Here is a 16,484-nt window from a genome sequence, read left to right as displayed (position 1 = left end):
CGCGCGCCGGCCGCTCAGTGCCCGCCCGGCACCCACGCGCCGTGGAAGCCGGCCGGCACGCGCCGCGGCAGATGCACGGTCGCGACCGGCCGCGCGTCGATCGCGCGCGCATCGAGAATCACGACGTCGCTCGTGTCCGTCGCCGCACGGTAGACGACCACCAGCAGCCAGCCGTCGTCCTCGTCGACGCCGCCCGGCCGCGGCACGAACACCGGCTCGCCGTTCTGGTCGCCGTGCGGCACCGCGTAACGCGTCGTCGTGCCGCGCGCGTGATCGAAGCGCATCACGCCGCGCATCTCGACGCCGTTCGGCTGCTCGACCGCATACAGGTAGCGGTAGCGGCGCCCGGTCCGGCTTTCGTTGATGCGCGGCAGCTCGATGCCGCCGTCGGCAAGCGGCCCTTCGTCGACGAGCCCGTGCGCGGTATCGATCACGTAGCGCCACAGCTCGCCGAGCGGGTTGTCGTCGAAACGGCCGGTGCGCGGATCGAGCCGCAGGAACCACGGATCACGCACCGCGTCGAGCACGATGCACGATTCGTCGCAGTCGTACGCGTTCACGACGTGCTGAATGAAGCACGGCTCGATGTCGAACCACCGAACGGCGCCGCCGTGGCGCGCGATCACGCCGATCCGCGCGCCGCGCTCGTCGTGCCAGCGCAGCGGCATCCGATGCCCGTGCTTCAGCATCGCGAAGTCGTAGCCGACGTTCAGGTCGAGCAGCAGGCTGCGGGTCTCGGTGATCGCGAGGTCGTGCATCATCGACGGCGCGCGCACGGCGACCTCGACGTCGACGCGCTGGACGCCCTGCGCGTCCGCGACGCCGTAGCGCAGCCACGGCTCGCGCCAGTCCGCGCGAAACAGCATCAGTTCGCCCGTCGCCGGATCGAGTTTCGGATGCGCGGTCATCGCGCCGCCGAGTGCCGCGTGCCGCGCCGGCGCGCCGAGCGAATCGAGCGCCGTCGTGATCGCGATCGGCGCGCCGCCTTCGGCGAGCGCGAGCAGCTCGCCCGCATGCCGCAGCACGCTCACGTTCGGATTGGTGTCCGGCAGCCGCGACGCGTGCTCCGGCGCGTGCACGGCGGCCCAGCGGCGCGTGCGTACCCAGCGGTTCCGGTACGCCGTCGCGCGGCCGCGTTCGAACGCGATCGCGTGCAGCATCGCGGCCTCGGGCCACCACGACAGCACGTCGTTCCCGTCGAACCGGCCGCCGGGCGGGTTCGGGCCGTTGCGCAGCAGCGTGCCGTGGAGTTCGGGCGGAATCGCGCCCGTCACGCGCAAGTCGACGAGCTCGACTTCGTCGGCGACCGGCGCGAGTGCGCCGCTGTTCAGGTCGAACGTCGTCATCGCGCCGCCCTGCGTCAGCAGTCTTCGGCCGACGGCGGCAGATCGCCGCGCGCCAACGCAAGCGCATGATCGCGCACGTCGTCCGGCCAGCCGGCGACCAGATCGGCCATCCGCGCGAGGTCGTTCGCATACAGCGCGCGCGCCGCCTCCTCGAAACCGGGCAGATCGCCGGCCATCGCCGACATGAAGTGGTATGCGCGCGCCTGCGCGTCGCGGCGGCGATCGGCGGCCGCGTGCGTGCGCCGCGCGTCCTCGACCAGCTTGCGCAGCGCGACCGACGCGCCGCCCGGCTGCGCGGCGAGCCAGTCCCAGTGACGCGGCAGCAACGTGACCTCGCGCGATACGACGCCGAGCTTCGGTCGGCCGCGGCCGCGCTGCGTGGCCGGATCGCCGGGCGAGTCGCCCGTCCCGGCTGTAGCGTCCGCAGCTGCTGCCGGCACCGCGTACCGCGCACGCACGTCGTCGTCCGTGCCGCGAACGTCGATGTCGATCGAGCGGCCGGTCACGTCGTCGAAGATCAGTGCCGTGCCGGACGTCCCGTCGCCCGCGAGCTGCTTGACCGCCAGCGCGACGGCCGCGAGCGGTCCGGACGCGAGCCGGCGGTGACCGTCGAACGCGGTGTACGAAGGAACAAGCATGGAATTCGTCATCGTGTGCCCGGAAAGAAATCGAAACGGCGCCATTTTTATCCGGGTATAAAACTATGTCAATATCACCCGGGTAAAAAACGTCACACCTCCGGTCGAAATCGGTATCGCGCACGAGAACGATTCAAATGCTGAATCGATCGAGTCAGCATTGGCATGAAAGCGCAACTTTCGACATGACAGAATGGCCCGGACGCCGCTCGCCTCGGCGTCCGGCGGCGGCCGCAGCGACGGCCGCATCCGTACCGACAACGCGCGCATGCGACGCGCGTGCCGCCCGACGGCACCTTCCGCTCATCGGAGGAGACAACATGAATCCGCTTCATGCGCTGCCGGCGTCCGCGTCGGCCACCGCACGGCGCACGCGCGTGCGCTGGGTCGTGCTGACCGTGCTGTTCGTCGTCACGACGATCAACTACGCGGACCGCGCGGCGATCTCGATCGCGGGCCCTAGCCTCGCGCGCGCGCTTCATCTGAATCACGTGCAGATCGGCTTCATCTTCTCCGCGTTCGGCTGGTCGTACGTGGTCGCGCAATTGCCGGGCGGCTGGCTGCTCGACCGCTACGGGTCGCGCATCGTCTATGCGTTCAGCATCTTCTTCTGGTCGCTGTTTACGCTGCTGCAGGGCGCGATCGGCTTCTTCGGCGGCGCCGCCGCGTTCGCACTGCTGTTCGGGCTGCGCTTTCTCGTCGGCGCGGCCGAGGCGCCGTCGTTTCCCGCGAACAGCCGGATCGTGTCCGCGTGGTTCCCGGCGGCCGAACGCGGCACCGCGTCGGCGATCTTCAATGCCGCGCAGTACGCGGCGACCGTCGTGTTCGCGCCGCTGATGGGCTGGCTCGTGCACGCGTTCGGCTGGCAGTCGGTGTTCGCGGTGATGGGCGTGCTCGGCTTCGCGTTCGTCGCGGTGTGGAACCGCACCGTGTACGACCCGAAGGATCATCCGCGCATCAATCGCGCGGAGCTCGACTACCTCGAGGAAGGTGGCGCGCTCGTCAACATCGACCACGCGACCGGCGCGCGCGACGGCGGTCCGTCGCTGCGGCACGTGAAGGCGCTGCTGAAGAGCCGAATGCTGGTCGGCGTGTACGTCGCGCAGTACTGCATCAACGCGCTCACCTATTTCTTCATCACGTGGTTTCCCGTCTACCTCGTGCAGGCGCGCGGGATGTCGATCCTCAATGCGGGGCTCGTCGCGTCGATCCCCGCCGTGTGCGGGTTCGGCGGCGGAATTCTCGGCGGCATCGTATCCGACGCGCTGCTCAAGCGCGGCCGGTCGCTGTCGGTCGCGCGCAAGGTGCCGATCGTCGTCGGCATGCTGCTGTCGATGTCGATGATCGTCTGCAATTACACCGACTCGCACGTGCTCGTCGTGCTGTTCATGGCGCTGTCGTTCTTCGGCAAGGGGCTCGGCGCGCTCGGCTGGGCCGTCAACGCCGACACCGCGCCGCGCCAGATCGCCGGCCTGAGCGGCGCGCTGCTCAACACATGCGGCAATCTGTCGAGCATCACGACGCCGATCGCGATCGGCTACATCGTCGACCGCAGCGGCTCGTTCAACGGCGCGCTCGTCTATGTCGGCGCGCACGCGCTCGTCGCCGTGATCTGCTATCTGTTCGTCGTCGGCGAGATTCGCCGCGTCGAACTTCATTGAAACGGCGCGGGCCGCCGCCGCGCAGCCGGCGGCCCGTGCGCCACGGAACCAGGAGCGAACCGATGTCCGAATCCCGCCGTGCCGGCACCCCGCGCGTCACGCGCATGCAGGTGATTCCCGTCGCCGGCCGCGACAGCATGCTGCTGAACCTGTGCGGCGCGCACGCGCCGTACTTCACGCGCAACCTCGTGATCCTCGACGACAACAGCGGACACACGGGCGTCGGCGAAGTGCCGGGCGGCGAAGGAATCCGCCAGGCACTCGAGCGCATGATCGACGTCGTGGTCGGCCAGCCGATCGGCCGCTACCAGGCGACGCTGAATGCGGTGCGCGCGGCGTTGTCCAGCGGCGGCGCGGGCGCCGGCCGTACGATCCGGCACGAAGTGACGTCGGCCGGCGAAGCCGCGGTGCTGCGGCAGCCGCACGAGATCAACCTGCGGCTCGACAACGTGATCACCGCGATCGAAGCCGCGCTGCTCGATCTGCTCGGCCAGCATCTCGACGTGCCGGTCGCGGCGCTGCTCGGCGAAGGCCAGCAGCGCGATGCGGTGCCGATGCTCGCGTATCTGTTCTATATCGGCGACCGGCGCCGCACCGATCTGCCGTATCGCGACGATGCGCACGCGACCGATCCGTGGTTCCGGCTGCGCAACGAAGAAGCGCTGACGCCGGCCGCGATCGCGCGGCAGGCCGAAGCCGCGGTCGAGCGCTACGGCTTCGCCGATTTCAAGCTGAAGGGCGGCGTGATGGCCGGCACCGACGAAATGGAAGCGATCGCGGCGATCAAGGCGCGCTTCCCCGACGCGCGCGCGACGCTCGATCCGAACGGCGCGTGGTCGCTCGACGACGCGATCGCGCTGTGCCGCGGACAAGGCCACCTGCTCGCGTATGCGGAGGATCCGTGCGGGCCGGAAGCCGGCTATTCGGGCCGCGAGGTGATGGCCGAATTCCGCCGCGCGACCGGCATCCCGACCGCGACCAACATGATCGCGACCGACTGGCGGCAGATGGATCATGCGGTGCGGCTGCAGGCGGTCGACATCCCGCTCGCCGATCCGCATTTCTGGACGATGCAGGGGTCGGTGCGGCTCGCGCAGCTGTGCCGCGACTGGGGGCTCACGTGGGGCTCGCATTCGAACAACCATTTCGACGTGTCGCTCGCGATGTTCACGCACGCGGCGGCCGCCGCGCCGGGCACGATCACCGCGATCGATACGCACTGGATCTGGCAGGAAGGCGATGCGCGGCTCACGCGCGAGCCGCTCGCGATCGTCGGCGGCAAGGTCGCGGTGCCGGAGCGGCCGGGGCTCGGCATCGAGCTCGATCTCGCGCAGGTCGAGGCCGCGCATGCGCTGTACAACGCGGTCGGCAGCACCGCGCGCGACGACGCGGTCGCGATGCGCTATCTGGTGCCCGGCTGGACGTACGATCCGAAGCGGCCGAGTTTCGGGCGGCGGTGACGGCAAGCGCGCACGCGTCGGCGGGCGTGGCGATGATCGGATGAGCGTGGTGGAGCTTGCAGCCGACGCGACGTGCGCGACCTGCGTGCGACTTTGTCTGCAGCTTCGGACGGGTACCTAGCCGCAGCGCACGCCGGGCAGCGCGGTCGCACACCGCACAATGCTGGTCGCGATCCGCTCCGCATGCGCGCAGCCCGGATCGAGCGAAGGATCGTAGATCGTGAAGTCGATGCCTGCCACGCGGCCCGACGCGACGAGCGGGCCGAGCAACGCATCGAGCCCGTCGAAGTCGAGCCCCGGCGAGCCCGGCGAATCGACGGCAGCAAGCTGCGCCTGATCGAGCACGTCGAGATCGACGTGCAGCCATGCGCGCGCGAGTCCGCGCATGCGCAGCCAGTCGACTACTTGGGCGGCCACCGCGGTCGCCCCGCGCGCGAGCATCTGCTGGATCGTCATGCGCGTGATCGCCGTGTGCACGATATCGCCGTACGCGGTCGCGAACTCGTCCGTTTCCGCATCGCGCTCGCCGAGCTGGCATGCGTCGCGATCGTCGACGAGCGGGCCGTCGAGATCCGGCCAGCATGTCAGCAGCGGCTCGCCGCGCCCCGTCGCCAGCGCCAGATCCATCCCCGCCGCGGAGCCGAGCCGCTGCGACGTGTCGTAGTTGCCGGGATGGAAGAAGTCGCTGTGCCCGTCGACGTGGATCAGCCCGTTGCCGCCCGCGCGCCGGTTGCCGAGCAGGCAGCCGAGCAGCACGCTGCAGTCGCCGCCGACGACGATCGGAAACGCGTGCCGGCCGAGCACATCGGCGACGCGCGCGGCAAGTTCGAGCGAGAACTCGCGGATCGACACGCCGTTGCGGATGCGCGTGCCGGGCTGCGGCTCGAACGTATAGGCGGGATGCGGCAGGCGCCAGATGCGCGCGCGGACACTCGCGACGACATCGGTGGCCAGCAGGACGTCGGCGCCGCGCCAGGTTTCGGGCTCGCGGCCTGCATCGTTGGGCCGCAGGCCGAGGCTGCTCGGCGCGGCGATCCATTCGATCGGACTGGTGTCGCTGGCTGATGCATTCGCGAGCCGTAGGTCGGATGCAGCGGTCGACGTCGTCATGCGTTCTCCTCGTCGCGCGGTCGCTGGTCGCCCCGCGCGTGCTAACCTGTCAACGGATCGTCAAAGGTTAGCACTCTTTTAACCCATGTCAAAAGTTTCACCGGTTATAGAAGCACACACGTTCGACGCTCGAGACTTCGTCGGCGGGCATCCCGCTCTCGACTTCGTGAACACGGTGACCGGCCGCGATCAGGCACCGCGCGACTGGCTGCCCGACTACGAGGCGTATCTCGCGTGGCTGCGCCAGTCGTCGGCCTTTTCCGCGCCGGACCTGCTCCAGCTCGCCGCGCATGCGGCCGAAGCGCCGGATGCGGCGGCCCGAGCGCTGCACGATGCGAAGCAACTGCGCGAAGCGCTGTTCGGCATCTTCGATGCGCTCGTGCACGACGCGCAGCCGATCGAAGCGGATCTCGAAACGCTCGAGCGCGCGTGGCGGCGTGCGACGCGCGGCCAGCGGCTGATCGCGGCGGCCGGACGCGTCGCGTTCGACGATCCGCCCGATTCAGCGAATCGCGCGGACCTCGATCGGCCGGCCCGGCGGATTGCGATCGCCGCCGTGAAGCTGCTCGAAGCGTGGCCGAGCGAGCGATTGCGGATGTGCGCAGGATCGAATTGCGCGTGGCTGTTCATCGACAGCTCGAAGACGGGACGCCGGAAATGGTGCGACATGACGACGTGCGGGAACGTCGCGAAGGCTCGGCGGCATTACCGCGCGGTGAAGCGCGCGCCGGCCGGAGCGGCGGCTGATCGCGATGCAGCCGAGTAGGGGCACGTCGGCCGGCCGTCGCGCGTGGAACGCAAAAACAAAAGGGCTCGGTCTTGCGACCGAGCCCTTCGAATTTCGTTGGTGGAGCGGAGGAGGATCGAACTCCCGACCTTCGCATTGCGAACGCGACGCTCTCCCAGCTGAGCTACCGCCCCAACAAACCGTCATCATACACACGCATTTCCGCGCTTGGCAATAGGGATTCCGTTACCGAAAAACCCCAAAAAACGTCACTTGGACGGCGCGCCGGCCAGCACCCATTCGACGACCGCGCGCACGTCCGCATCGCTCATCCGCGGATGCGCAGGCATCGGAATCGCGCCCCACACGCCGGAGCCGCCTTCCTTCACCTTCTTCGACAGCTTCGCGACCGCCTGCGGATCGGACTTGTAGCGCGCCGCGATATCCTTGAACGACGGGCCGACCAGCTTGCGGTCGACCGCGTGGCAGCCCATGCACGCGTTGCTGCGTGCGACCTTCAGGCCGTCGCCGACGTCCGCGTGCGCGACACCGATTGCACTCGCCGCAAGCGCACCGATCGCAGCCGCGGCCGCCGCACGCCGCACGATCCGGCTTTTCAGTTGCTTCATCTGCGGGAACCTCATTGCGGCGTCGCCTTCGGGTTGCCGGGATGAACGTTCGACGAATTCGAGATCGGCGCAGGCGGCTGCAGCGGCGTAGCCTGCACCGACGCGTCCGGCACCGCGCCGACCGTCGCGGCATCGGCCGGCGCGGCGCCGGCCTGCGCGCCTGACGCGCCGTTCGCGGGCGTTGCGGCCTGCAGCGCCTGTACGTCCTGCGGCTTGATGTACTGGAACACCTTCACGACCTTCTCGACGCCCGGCACCTGGCTCGCGATTTCCGCGCCGCGATTGCCCTCCTCGACGGTCACGAGCCCCATCAGATAGATATTGCCGCGCTCGCTGACGACCTTGTAGTTGTTCGCCGACACGCCCTTCGTCGCGATCAGCTCGGACTTCACGCGCCCTTCGAGGTACGAGTCGTTCGCGCGCGACGACAGCGACGCGGCCGGCTCGACCGACAGCTCGTTGACGATCCCGTTCACGTTGTTGATGCCGCGCACGATCTCCTCGGCACGCTGCTTCGACGCGTCGTTCGGCACTTCGCCGGTGAGCAGCACGCGGCGGTTGAACACCGTCACGTTCACGTGCGACTGGTCCGGCAGCCCGTTGTTGATCTGCGAGAGCGCCTTCACCTGGATCTCGCGATCTTCGGTCTGTGCGCCGAGCGTGCGGCGATCGGTCGCGATCAGCGCGCCGCCGCCGGCCGCCGCACCGACCACGCCGAGCACGCAGCCCTGCAGCGACACGGCAAGGCCCGCCGTCAGCGCGGCGAGCAGCGTGGTTCTGACGAGCGTCTGTTTGACGCGGCTTTGATTCATCGACGGCTCTCCTTCGTTCAATCCTCGCCCAGCAGCATCGCGTCGATGCCGTCGCACAGGCAGTGGATGGTCAGCAGATGGACTTCGTGGACGCGCGCCGCGCGGTCTGCGGGCACGCTGATCGGAATATCGGTATCGGACAGCGCGGCCGCGACCGCCTGGCCGCCGCCGGTGAGTGCGACGACGGTCATCTCGCGCTCGTGCGCTTCGTCGATCGCCGCCAGCACGCGCGGCGACGTGCCGCTCGGGTCGAGCACCAGCAGGATGTCGCCGGTCTGCCCGAGCACACGCACCTGCTGCGCGAACAGCTGGTCGGCAGCGGCCGCGCCGGCGAGACCGGCCTGCGACGCGTCGGTGGCCAGCGCGATCGCGGGCAGCCCCGGACGTTCGCGCTCGAAACCGCCGACGAGCGATACGGCGAGGTAATGCGCGGCGGCGGCCGACGGGCCGTCGCCGCATGCGACGATCTTGTTGCCGTTCGCGAGCGCGGCGAACATCGCGTCGACCGCCGCCGCGATCGGCAGCGACAGCGCGTCGGCCGCTTCGGCGTGAAGCGCGGCGCTGTCGCGGAAATGTTGCTGAATACGTTCGACTGACATCGATTCCTGGTGAACTGGGCGCGCGAGCACGCATCGCGCGACATCGTGAGTGCGGCGAGTTTACCGCACTCCGGAGCCGCGTCCGGGGGTACGGCAAGAACTCTTTACATCTCGTCACAGCTCGCGGCTACGCATCGTCGGTACGAAATGCGTCGCGCAGCCATTCGAGACGTCCGGCCTCGAATGCGACGACGTCGAAACGGCACGCGGCGCCCGCACCGTGCCGCGCCCAGAACTGCAGCGCCGCCGCGACGATGCGCCGCCGCTTGCGCAGACCGACGCTCGCGGCCGCGCCGCCATGCCGGACGCTGCGCCGCGCGCGCACCTCGACGAACACGAGCGTGCCGTCGCGCTCGCGCATCACGAGATCGAGCTCGCCGCCGCGCACCGTCACGTTCGCCGCGACGAACGCGAGGCCGCGGCGCTCGAGAAATTGCCGCGCGCGCTGCTCGAACGCCGCGCCGACCGGCTTGGAGCGCGCGGCGCCGGAAAAGTTGTCGCCCGCGCGCGGCGCGGCCGGCCCGCCCGCCGATCGCGCGGGCGCCGCGTGGCACAATGCCGTCCTTGTTCCGCCTGCGCCGCGATCGCGCGCCTTGCCTGCCATGACTGCCCTCCTCGAACTCGCGCACACGCAGCACTACCCGAGCGCCGCGCTTTACGTGGTCGCGACGCCGATCGGCAACGCCGCCGACATCACGCTGCGCGCGCTGCACGTGCTCGGCCTCGCCGACCGCATCGCGGCCGAAGACACGCGCAACACCGGCCAGCTGCTCGCCCGCTACGGAATCTCGAAGCCGCTCGTCGCCGTGCACGAACACAACGAACGCGAAGCCGCACAGCGCGTGATCGAGCTGTTGCGCGCCGGCGAGCGCGTCGCATACGTGTCCGATGCCGGCACGCCCGGCATCTCGGACCCCGGTGCGCGGCTCGTCGACGCGGTGCGCGACGCCGGCTTCGCGGTAATTCCGCTGCCGGGGGCGAGCGCCGCCGTGACCGCGCTGAGCGTCGCGGGCGGCTGGGCCGGCGCGTTCACGTTCGCGGGCTTTCTGCCGCCGAAGGCGAAGCAGCGCGCGGCCGCGCTGCAGGCGCTCGCACGGCACCCGTACGCGCTGGTGTTCTACGAAGCGCCGCACCGGATCGCCGAAACCGTCGCCGCAGTCGCCGAAGCGTTCGGCCCCGCGCGCCGGCTGCTGATCGCACGCGAGCTCACCAAGCTACACGAGCAGCTGTTCGCCGGCACCCTGGCCGAAGGACAGACGTGGCTCGACGGCGATGCGAACCGCCAGCGCGGCGAGTTCGTACTGGTCGTCGAAGGCGCGCCGGCGACCGCCGGCGAAACGGACGACACCGCGCACGACGCGCTGCTGAAGCTGCTGCTCGACGAAGTGCCGGTGAAGAGCGCGGCAAAGCTCGCGGCCGCACTGACGGGCGCGTCGCGCAACGCGCTGTACGCGCGCGCGCTCGCGCTGAAGGAAGGCTGACGATACGTTCCGCGCGCCGCGCCGGCGCGCAGAAACGACAAAGGGCTGCGCGAACGCAGCCCTCTTTCACGCGCGGCCGAGCCGCGGCGGTATTCCGGTTTACTTCGACGAGATCGATGCGAGCATTTCGTCGCGCGCCTCGCGCGCTTCCTGCGGCGACAGCCCTTCGATCTTCACGCGGCCGGTGCCGGCGTGCACGAGGCCGATCACCTTCGCGGCCGCATACGACAGGTCGAGCACGCGGCCGCGCTTGAACGGCCCGCGATCGTTGACCTTCACGACGACCCACTTGCCGTTCGACGCGTTCGTCACCTTGATGTAGGACGACAGCGGCAGCGTACGGTGCGCGGCGGTGAACGCGTTCATGTTGAAGCGCTCGCCGTTCGCGGTGCGGCGGCCATGGAAATCCCGCCCGTACCACGACGCGCGGCCCGTCTGATGGAAATCGGAAATGTCCTTCCCGTCGATCGGCTCGGCGTCGGCCAGCGACGACTTCTTCGCGTCCTTGCTGTCCGCGGCCGGCATCGATGCCAGCGCGGAGTCGAAATTCAGCTGCGGCTTGTCGTCGTCCGCCTTCGCGGCAGCGGCCGTCTTGTCGGCCGCGCCCTTCTGGTTTGCGTTGCCGGTGGTCTGGCTGGATGGAACCGCACAGCCGGTCAACGCAAGAAATAATGCAATGGTCCCGAATCGGCTCGGAAATCGAAAATTCATCGACGTGTCGCCTTCTGGTTCGGGCCGCTTCCTCCCTCCGCTGCTTCACAACGCAGACTCGCGGCCCGGACGGCAAATGCGTGCACGCCCCGCTCGAACGCGAGCAGGCGGCTAGCATGGGCGCGGCTTTCGTCTCTGCCGCAACCGTCCTGATTAGCTTTCACGTCTGGCGCAACCTGTCCCCGGCAGCCTGACCAGACCCCATATGCCGCCATCGAACATGGCTTGCAGGTTCGCGCGCGTCGATACGACCAACGCACAGGAACGGCGGCACAGGCCTCGTCCGGCGGCGCGGCAGCAAGGCCGCAGGCGGGCGCGCAGCACCCGGCCGGACAAGACGTGAGCACCGAATGCTCGGTGCTGGATACACCGCCGGACTCCCCGGCGGTCGATGCTTGACGGTGAATCCGACGCCCCGCAAACGGGGCCGAAACACCAGCGAATTGCGTGAGATTTCACGCGCAATGGGCCGCATTATACATAAATCAAAACGTGGTCTCGAAAAGCGGCCCGCGCGCGCGATTGATTGTCACTATGGCGACGACGATCGGCATGCTCGGGAATTCCCCGTATACCCGCGCCGCGCGCGGCGCCGCAGCGACGGCAGCCGGCGCGCGCGACCGGTACAATCGGTCCTTTTAGCCGCCGGTGAATCCATGAAAGTCACGCTCATTCCGGTCACGCCGTTCCAGCAGAACTGCTCGCTGCTCGTCTGCGAAAACACCGGCCGCGCCGCCGTCGTCGATCCGGGCGGCGACCTCGAACGGATCGAGCAGGAGATCGCGCGGCAGAACGTGCAGGTCGACAAGGTACTGCTCACGCACGGCCACGTCGATCACTGCGCGGGCGCGAAGGCGCTCGCGACGCGCTACGGCGTGCCGATCGAGGGGCCGCACGAAGACGAGCGTTTCTGGATCGAGCAGTTGCCGATGCAAAGCCAGCGCTTCGGCTTTCCGGCCGCCGAAGCGTTCGAGCCGGACCGCTGGCTGAACGACGGCGACACCGTGCGATTCGGCGACGAGACGCTCGACGTCTATCACTGCCCGGGCCACACCCCGGGCCATGTCGTGTTCTTCAGTCGCCCGCATCGCGTCGCGATCGTCGGCGACGTGCTGTTCGCGGGCTCGATCGGCCGCACCGATTTCCCGCGCGGCAATCACGCGGATCTCGTCCGTTCGATCAAGGAGAAGCTGTGGCCGCTCGGCGACGACGTGACGTTCGTGCCCGGTCATGGCCCGGTGTCGACGTTCGGCGACGAACGCCGCACGAACCCGTTTGTATCCGACAAGGTGTTCGGATGAGTCAGACCGCCATTCCGGAAATCTACGTCAGCACCGACGTCGAGGCCGACGGCCCGATTCCCGGCCCGCACTCGATGCTGAGCTTCGCGTCGGCCGCCTATACCGAGGACAAGCAGCTGATCGCGACGTTCTCCGCGAACCTCGAGACGCTGCCCGGCGCGCACGCGCATCCGGTGCAGGAAGCGTGGTGGAAGACGGAGCCGGACGCGTGGGCCGCATGCCGGCGCGACCTGCAGGCGCCGGAAACCGCGCTCGTCGCGTACGTCGAGTGGGTCGAGGCGCTGCCCGGCAAGCCGGTGTTCGTCGCGATGCCGGCCGGCTTCGACTTCACGTTCATGTTCTGGTACATGATGCGCTTCGCGGGGCGCTGCCCGTTCTCGTGGTCGGCGCTCGACATCAAGACGCTCGCGTTCGCGATGACGGGGCTGCCGTACCGCAAGGCGATCAAGCCGCGCTTTCCGAAGCACTGGTTCGACGATCATCCGCATACGCACGTCGCGCTCGACGACGCGATCGAGCAAGGCGCACTGTTCTGCAACATGCTCGCCGACCTGCGCCGCCAGCAGGCCGCGCTCGCGGGCCTCGCCGTGTCGGATACCGATCGCTCCGAGCGCGCGGGCGCGGGACAAAATCCTACCGATCCGCGCGCAAATTAGCGAAACTCGCTCAATGGGGCCGCGTCGGATTGCCTTTCCTTTTCCGGCCCTCTAACATTCAGCGTGTTGTAGCTGCCGCATGGAGGCGCAGGTGACGCTCGATTCCTTTTCGCAAAAAATCCTTCGCCTGTTGCAGCTCGACGCGCGCCGCTCCGTGCAGGAAATCTCCGATCAGGTCGGCCTGTCGAGCACGCCGTGCTGGCGCCGCATCAAGGACATGGAACAGTCCGGCGTGATCCAGCGCTACACGGCGCTGCTCGATCGCGAGAAGCTCGGCCTGCATGTATGCGCGCTCGCGCACGTGCACCTGACGCGCCACAACGAGGGCGGCGTCGAGCAGTTCGAGCGCGAGATCGCGACCTGCCCGGAAGTCACCGAGTGCTACAGCACGACCGGCGAAGCCGATTACATCCTCAAGATCGTCGCGCCGGACATCAAGGCGTACGACGTGTTCCTGCACGAACGGATCTTCAAGATTCCCGCCGTCTCGCAGGTGCGCACCAGCGTCGTGCTGCGCGAAATCAAGTTCGACACGCAGTTGCCGCTGTAACGCGCGGCCGGCGCGCGCCGGCCGTTCTCGTCACGCGTGCACGGGCATCGCGCGCGTGAAGCCGATCCTGCGCGCGCCGAACTGGCGCTTCAACGTGTCGACGTCGAGCCGATCGGCGAGCGCCGCATCGGTGTCGCCGGGCCCGGCCGCGAGCGTCACGTCGATCTCGAGCCCCGTGCTCAGGTAATGCAGATTGATCGCGCTCGCGCGCAGCCCGCGCTGCGCGAGCGCATCCTCGAGCCGCGCGACGATCTCGCCGCGCGGCGGCAACGCGAGCGCCGGCCGGCGCGCGGCGTCGTTCTCGGGATCGACGTGGATCAGCGCGTCGAGCACGCGCGGGTCGGACAGCACGCGCGAGCGCGCGGTTTCGGCGATGTAGTGCCCTTCCGACACGGAAATCATCGGATCGACGAGGATGTGCGCGTCGACGAGCGCCGCATCGCCCATCTTGCGCGTGCGCAGATCGTGCACGTCGCGCACGCCCGGCGTCGCGGCGAGCAGCGCGCGAATCTCGGCGGTCTCGGTCGTGTCGAGCGCGCGATCGGACAGGTCCTGCAGCGCGTCATAGCCGAACGTCCAGCCCATCCGCGCGACCATGAAGCCGACGATCGCGGCCGCGATCGGGTCGAGCAGCCGCACGCCGGCCAGGCTGCCGACGATGCCGATCGCGACGACGAGCGACGAAGCGGCGTCCGAGCGCGCATGCCATGCATTCGCGACGAGCATCGCCGAACGCACGCGCCGTGCTTCGCGCAGCATGTAGCGAAACAGCGCCTCTTTCGACACGAGCACCGTCACCGCGACGACCAGCGCGGAAAAATGAACGGGCGGAACATCTTCGAGGTTCACGAGACGATCGCCGGAACGCCATAGCATGCCGATCCCGACCGCGATCAGAATCGCGCCGAGAAACAGCGACGCGACGGTCTCGTAGCGGCTATGTCCGTAATTGTGGTCGGCGTCCGGCAATGCACCGCTATGCCGATTCGCAACCAGCACGACAAAATCCGAGATCAAATCCGAGATCGAATGCACGCCGTCCGCAATCAATGCTTGCGAATGCGCAATCGCGCCGACGACGATCTGAAACGTCGCCAGCACGACATTCAACGCAATACTGACGAGCGTGCTCTTGCGCGCGACCGCATGCTTATCGGCACTTTGTACGTCGCCGGAAAAGATGGACATGGAAGTCGAGGTATCGATGAGCGATACGGGATTCTATCAAACGCGGCCCGCCGCGCATTCCGATAACCCGAAATTTTCCATTTAAATCAACCGCTTATGCGAACGGATCGCATTTTCATTCACGCCCGCGCGATGACAGCTTCATGACAATATGCATGCAATTGCATCGCGATACGAAAAAGCCGCGCTCCGGACGGATACGCGGCTCTTTTCATCAGACGATTCAAACTTACGTTTAAATCGCAAATTGATCGCGGTTCTTGCCGGCGATCCAGCGCGGCGGCTTGCCGCGGCCGGACCACGTCGCGCCCGTTTCCGGATCGCGGTATTTCGCCGCCACGCCTGCACGCGGGCGCCCGACCTTGCCTGCTTTCGCGCGGCTCAGACCGAGTTCCGCGAGCGAAAAGCCGTAGTCGGCAATTTTCTGCTTCACGTCATTCAGCACTTCCGCGTATTCGCGCGACTTCGCTTCTTCGATTTGCTTCTCCAGCTTCTCCCGCTGGGCGAGCAGGTCCTTGTAAGAAGACATAGTTTCCCTTTCTATCTGACTAATGGCGCCGGTCTGCAGCCGGCTGACCATTCATGGAATATTAGTGCCTCGGATTTTCGAAGGCAGAGATTAGCACAAAAAAGAATTGAGAGAAGCGGGATTGATGAAAATCCCGAGACTCGATTGTAATTCAGATGTGTCGATTTGACCGGTCGCGGCCTTTTCTCAAATTTTCACGGCGCGGCACAGAGATTAGGACATTAGCGCGCGAGTATTAGGTCTATCAACATACGCAATTACCCTGCATCGGGAAAAATCAAAGCTTTCATCGTGCGACAGGTTTGTGAAAATCGGACAGCTCCACGCCCTAAAAAGACAAGTCGTCAAGGCGCGGCATCACGCGAAGTCGCGCGCGCACGCGAGCAGCCGGTCGCGCAGCGCGCCGACATCGGCCGACGGCACATCGAACGGCGTGCGCACGCGGCGACCGCCGAAGCGCCAGTCGGCGCCATGGCGGTCGACGCCGAGCAACGCCAGCCCGTCGCGGCGCGCGTCGCCGGCATCGTATGCGTCCCACAGCGCCTGTTCGTCGTCGAACGCGAGCGGCGGCAGCGCGTCGATGCCCGTGCCGTCCACCCAGCCCATGCGGCCGAATCCGCCGATATAGCGCAGCCGCTCGACGTCGAGCGCCCAGAACGTGAAATCGCCGAGCGCGAGATACCGCGCAGCGTCCGGCTCGTAGCGCAGATAGCGGGCGGCGACGTGCGGATCGTCGCCGAGCGGCACGAACCGGCCGAGCAGCGTCGCGCGCTCCGCATTCAGCACGTCGCCGTCCGGCGCATCGACGACGAGAAAACCGGCGCGCGGATCGGCGGCCAGATTGCGCGTGTGCTCGGCAAGTGCGCTGACGAGAATCACCGGCCGATGCGCGGGATCGGGCGCGAACGGCACGACCGTCGGGTACGGATAACCGTTCGGATCGCGCGCGTGCGTCGCGAGCGTGCCGAGCGCGCAGCGGTGCAGCAGATGCAGGGGGAAGGCGGGATCGATATTCACGGGAACTCCTGCGTCGGAAAGCAAAGGCGGCAAACGCGCGCACGCCGGCTGCGAAGCAGGCATGCGGCG

At 68.0% G+C, this 16,484-nt stretch carries 18 protein-coding genes and 1 tRNA gene; 7 read left to right on the top strand and 12 right to left on the bottom strand.

From position 1 onward, the window contains the following. Window positions 1–14 precede the first annotated feature (14 nt). Together BUB20358_RS16550 and BUB20358_RS16545 are read right to left on the bottom strand one after the other, a co-directional pair. The gene (locus BUB20358_RS16550; protein WP_035971362.1) at window positions 15–1,346 is read right to left on the bottom strand and encodes a carotenoid oxygenase family protein; all 1,332 of its coding nucleotides are present in this window, start codon (window positions 1,344–1,346) and stop codon (window positions 15–17) included. 14 nt (window positions 1,347–1,360) lie between these two features. Then, window positions 1,361–1,996: a DUF2239 family protein gene (locus BUB20358_RS16545; protein ID WP_035971363.1), complete on the bottom strand. Its 636-nt coding sequence runs from the start codon at window positions 1,994–1,996 to the stop codon at window positions 1,361–1,363. A gap of 308 nt (window positions 1,997–2,304) precedes the next feature. On the opposite strand from BUB20358_RS16545, the gene BUB20358_RS16540 reads away from it, so the two are divergent. Continuing rightward, entirely contained in the window at window positions 2,305–3,645 is a 1,341-nt protein-coding gene (locus BUB20358_RS16540) for an MFS transporter (protein WP_035971364.1), read from the top strand. Window positions 3,646–3,707: 62 nt separating this feature from the next. Next, window positions 3,708–5,105, top strand: coding sequence for an enolase C-terminal domain-like protein (locus tag BUB20358_RS16535; protein WP_035971365.1), 1,398 nt, complete (start codon window positions 3,708–3,710; stop codon window positions 5,103–5,105). Between the two features lie 117 nt (window positions 5,106–5,222). Here BUB20358_RS16535 and BUB20358_RS16530 read toward each other — a convergent pair whose 3' ends face one another. Next, window positions 5,223–6,215 (bottom strand): arginase family protein, encoded by a 993-nt coding sequence (locus tag BUB20358_RS16530; protein WP_006762871.1) that lies wholly within the window; start codon window positions 6,213–6,215, stop codon window positions 5,223–5,225. Between the two features lie 85 nt (window positions 6,216–6,300). On the opposite strand from BUB20358_RS16530, the gene BUB20358_RS16525 reads away from it, so the two are divergent. Next, entirely contained in the window at window positions 6,301–6,981 is a 681-nt protein-coding gene (locus tag BUB20358_RS16525) for a CGNR zinc finger domain-containing protein (RefSeq protein WP_006762872.1), read from the top strand. Window positions 6,982–7,060: 79 nt separating this feature from the next. Here BUB20358_RS16525 and BUB20358_RS16520 read toward each other — a convergent pair. From BUB20358_RS16520 to BUB20358_RS16500, 5 genes are all read right to left on the bottom strand, one after another. Then, window positions 7,061–7,136: transfer RNA gene (locus BUB20358_RS16520), tRNA-Ala, on the bottom strand. Between the two features lie 75 nt (window positions 7,137–7,211). After that, window positions 7,212–7,586, bottom strand: a complete 375-nt coding sequence (locus BUB20358_RS16515) for a c-type cytochrome (protein ID WP_006762873.1) — start codon at window positions 7,584–7,586, stop codon at window positions 7,212–7,214. Next, the gene (locus BUB20358_RS16510; RefSeq protein ID WP_006762874.1) at window positions 7,583–8,383 is read right to left on the bottom strand and encodes a BON domain-containing protein; all 801 of its coding nucleotides are present in this window, start codon (window positions 8,381–8,383) and stop codon (window positions 7,583–7,585) included. The genes BUB20358_RS16515 and BUB20358_RS16510 overlap by 4 nt, the downstream gene beginning before the upstream one ends. Before the next feature lie 17 nt (window positions 8,384–8,400). Further along, on the bottom strand, window positions 8,401–8,982 hold the full coding sequence (locus BUB20358_RS16505) for an SIS domain-containing protein (RefSeq protein WP_035971367.1): 582 nt from the start codon (window positions 8,980–8,982) through the stop codon (window positions 8,401–8,403). A 127-nt stretch (window positions 8,983–9,109) separates the two neighbouring features. Continuing rightward, window positions 9,110–9,538 (bottom strand): YraN family protein, encoded by a 429-nt coding sequence (locus tag BUB20358_RS16500; protein WP_035973204.1) that lies wholly within the window; start codon window positions 9,536–9,538, stop codon window positions 9,110–9,112. Window positions 9,539–9,584: 46 nt separating this feature from the next. On the opposite strand from BUB20358_RS16500, the gene rsmI reads away from it, so the two are divergent. Next, window positions 9,585–10,463: a 16S rRNA (cytidine(1402)-2'-O)-methyltransferase gene (gene rsmI, locus BUB20358_RS16495; RefSeq protein ID WP_006762876.1), complete on the top strand. Its 879-nt coding sequence runs from the start codon at window positions 9,585–9,587 to the stop codon at window positions 10,461–10,463. A gap of 99 nt (window positions 10,464–10,562) precedes the next feature. Here the strand turns inward: rsmI and BUB20358_RS16490 are convergent, their stop codons facing one another. Continuing rightward, entirely contained in the window at window positions 10,563–11,174 is a 612-nt protein-coding gene (locus BUB20358_RS16490) for a septal ring lytic transglycosylase RlpA family protein (protein WP_006762877.1), read from the bottom strand. A 656-nt stretch (window positions 11,175–11,830) separates the two neighbouring features. Between BUB20358_RS16490 and BUB20358_RS16485 the strand changes: the two genes are divergently transcribed. The 3 genes from BUB20358_RS16485 to BUB20358_RS16475 all read left to right on the top strand — a co-directional run bounded on the left by BUB20358_RS16485 (window position 11,831) and on the right by BUB20358_RS16475 (window position 13,681). Further along, on the top strand, window positions 11,831–12,475 hold the full coding sequence (locus BUB20358_RS16485) for an MBL fold metallo-hydrolase (protein WP_035971369.1): 645 nt from the start codon (window positions 11,831–11,833) through the stop codon (window positions 12,473–12,475). After that, window positions 12,472–13,131 (top strand): 3'-5' exonuclease family protein, encoded by a 660-nt coding sequence (locus BUB20358_RS16480; RefSeq protein ID WP_035971371.1) that lies wholly within the window; start codon window positions 12,472–12,474, stop codon window positions 13,129–13,131. The genes BUB20358_RS16485 and BUB20358_RS16480 overlap by 4 nt, the downstream gene beginning before the upstream one ends. Window positions 13,132–13,210: 79 nt before the next feature. Then, window positions 13,211–13,681, top strand: coding sequence for an Lrp/AsnC family transcriptional regulator (locus tag BUB20358_RS16475; protein ID WP_006477376.1), 471 nt, complete (start codon window positions 13,211–13,213; stop codon window positions 13,679–13,681). Between the two features lie 30 nt (window positions 13,682–13,711). On the opposite strand, the gene BUB20358_RS16470 is transcribed toward BUB20358_RS16475, so the two are convergent. The 3 genes from BUB20358_RS16470 to BUB20358_RS16460 all read right to left on the bottom strand — a co-directional run bounded on the left by BUB20358_RS16470 (window position 13,712) and on the right by BUB20358_RS16460 (window position 16,415). Next, a complete protein-coding gene (locus BUB20358_RS16470) occupies window positions 13,712–14,869 on the bottom strand; it encodes a cation diffusion facilitator family transporter (RefSeq protein WP_006762880.1) in 1,158 nt (385 codons plus the stop codon). Window positions 14,870–15,104: 235 nt separating this feature from the next. Then, complete coding sequence (locus tag BUB20358_RS16465; protein ID WP_034209561.1) at window positions 15,105–15,398, bottom strand: H-NS histone family protein; 294 nt, start codon at window positions 15,396–15,398, stop codon at window positions 15,105–15,107. 357 nt (window positions 15,399–15,755) lie between these two features. After that, window positions 15,756–16,415, bottom strand: a complete 660-nt coding sequence (locus tag BUB20358_RS16460) for a HugZ family pyridoxamine 5'-phosphate oxidase (RefSeq protein WP_035971372.1) — start codon at window positions 16,413–16,415, stop codon at window positions 15,756–15,758. Between the last annotated feature and the right edge of the window lie 69 nt (window positions 16,416–16,484).

This window comes from Burkholderia dolosa (assembly GCF_902499135.1).
GTDB lineage: Bacteria > Pseudomonadota > Gammaproteobacteria > Burkholderiales > Burkholderiaceae > Burkholderia > Burkholderia dolosa.
Note: the sequence above shows the minus strand (reverse complement) of the source record. Positions and strands in the feature narration are given on the sequence as shown.

Coding starts and splice junctions, on each gene's coding strand:
- BUB20358_RS16515 (WP_006762873.1), bottom strand. CDS start 7,586: ATGAGGTTCCCGCAGATGAAGCAACTGAAAAGCCGGATCGTGCGGCGT.
- BUB20358_RS16535 (WP_035971365.1), top strand. CDS start 3,708: ATGTCCGAATCCCGCCGTGCCGGCACCCCGCGCGTCACGCGCATGCAG.
- BUB20358_RS16470 (WP_006762880.1), bottom strand. CDS start 14,869: ATGTCCATCTTTTCCGGCGACGTACAAAGTGCCGATAAGCATGCGGTC.
- BUB20358_RS16480 (WP_035971371.1), top strand. CDS start 12,472: ATGAGTCAGACCGCCATTCCGGAAATCTACGTCAGCACCGACGTCGAG.
- BUB20358_RS16550 (WP_035971362.1), bottom strand. CDS start 1,346: ATGACGACGTTCGACCTGAACAGCGGCGCACTCGCGCCGGTCGCCGAC.
- BUB20358_RS16475 (WP_006477376.1), top strand. CDS start 13,211: ATGGAGGCGCAGGTGACGCTCGATTCCTTTTCGCAAAAAATCCTTCGC.
- BUB20358_RS16510 (WP_006762874.1), bottom strand. CDS start 8,383: ATGAATCAAAGCCGCGTCAAACAGACGCTCGTCAGAACCACGCTGCTC.
- BUB20358_RS16540 (WP_035971364.1), top strand. CDS start 2,305: ATGAATCCGCTTCATGCGCTGCCGGCGTCCGCGTCGGCCACCGCACGG.
- BUB20358_RS16545 (WP_035971363.1), bottom strand. CDS start 1,996: ATGACGAATTCCATGCTTGTTCCTTCGTACACCGCGTTCGACGGTCAC.
- rsmI (WP_006762876.1), top strand. CDS start 9,585: ATGACTGCCCTCCTCGAACTCGCGCACACGCAGCACTACCCGAGCGCC.
- BUB20358_RS16530 (WP_006762871.1), bottom strand. CDS start 6,215: ATGACGACGTCGACCGCTGCATCCGACCTACGGCTCGCGAATGCATCA.
- BUB20358_RS16525 (WP_006762872.1), top strand. CDS start 6,301: ATGTCAAAAGTTTCACCGGTTATAGAAGCACACACGTTCGACGCTCGA.
- BUB20358_RS16505 (WP_035971367.1), bottom strand. CDS start 8,982: ATGTCAGTCGAACGTATTCAGCAACATTTCCGCGACAGCGCCGCGCTT.
- BUB20358_RS16465 (WP_034209561.1), bottom strand. CDS start 15,398: ATGTCTTCTTACAAGGACCTGCTCGCCCAGCGGGAGAAGCTGGAGAAG.
- BUB20358_RS16490 (WP_006762877.1), bottom strand. CDS start 11,174: ATGAATTTTCGATTTCCGAGCCGATTCGGGACCATTGCATTATTTCTT.
- BUB20358_RS16485 (WP_035971369.1), top strand. CDS start 11,831: ATGAAAGTCACGCTCATTCCGGTCACGCCGTTCCAGCAGAACTGCTCG.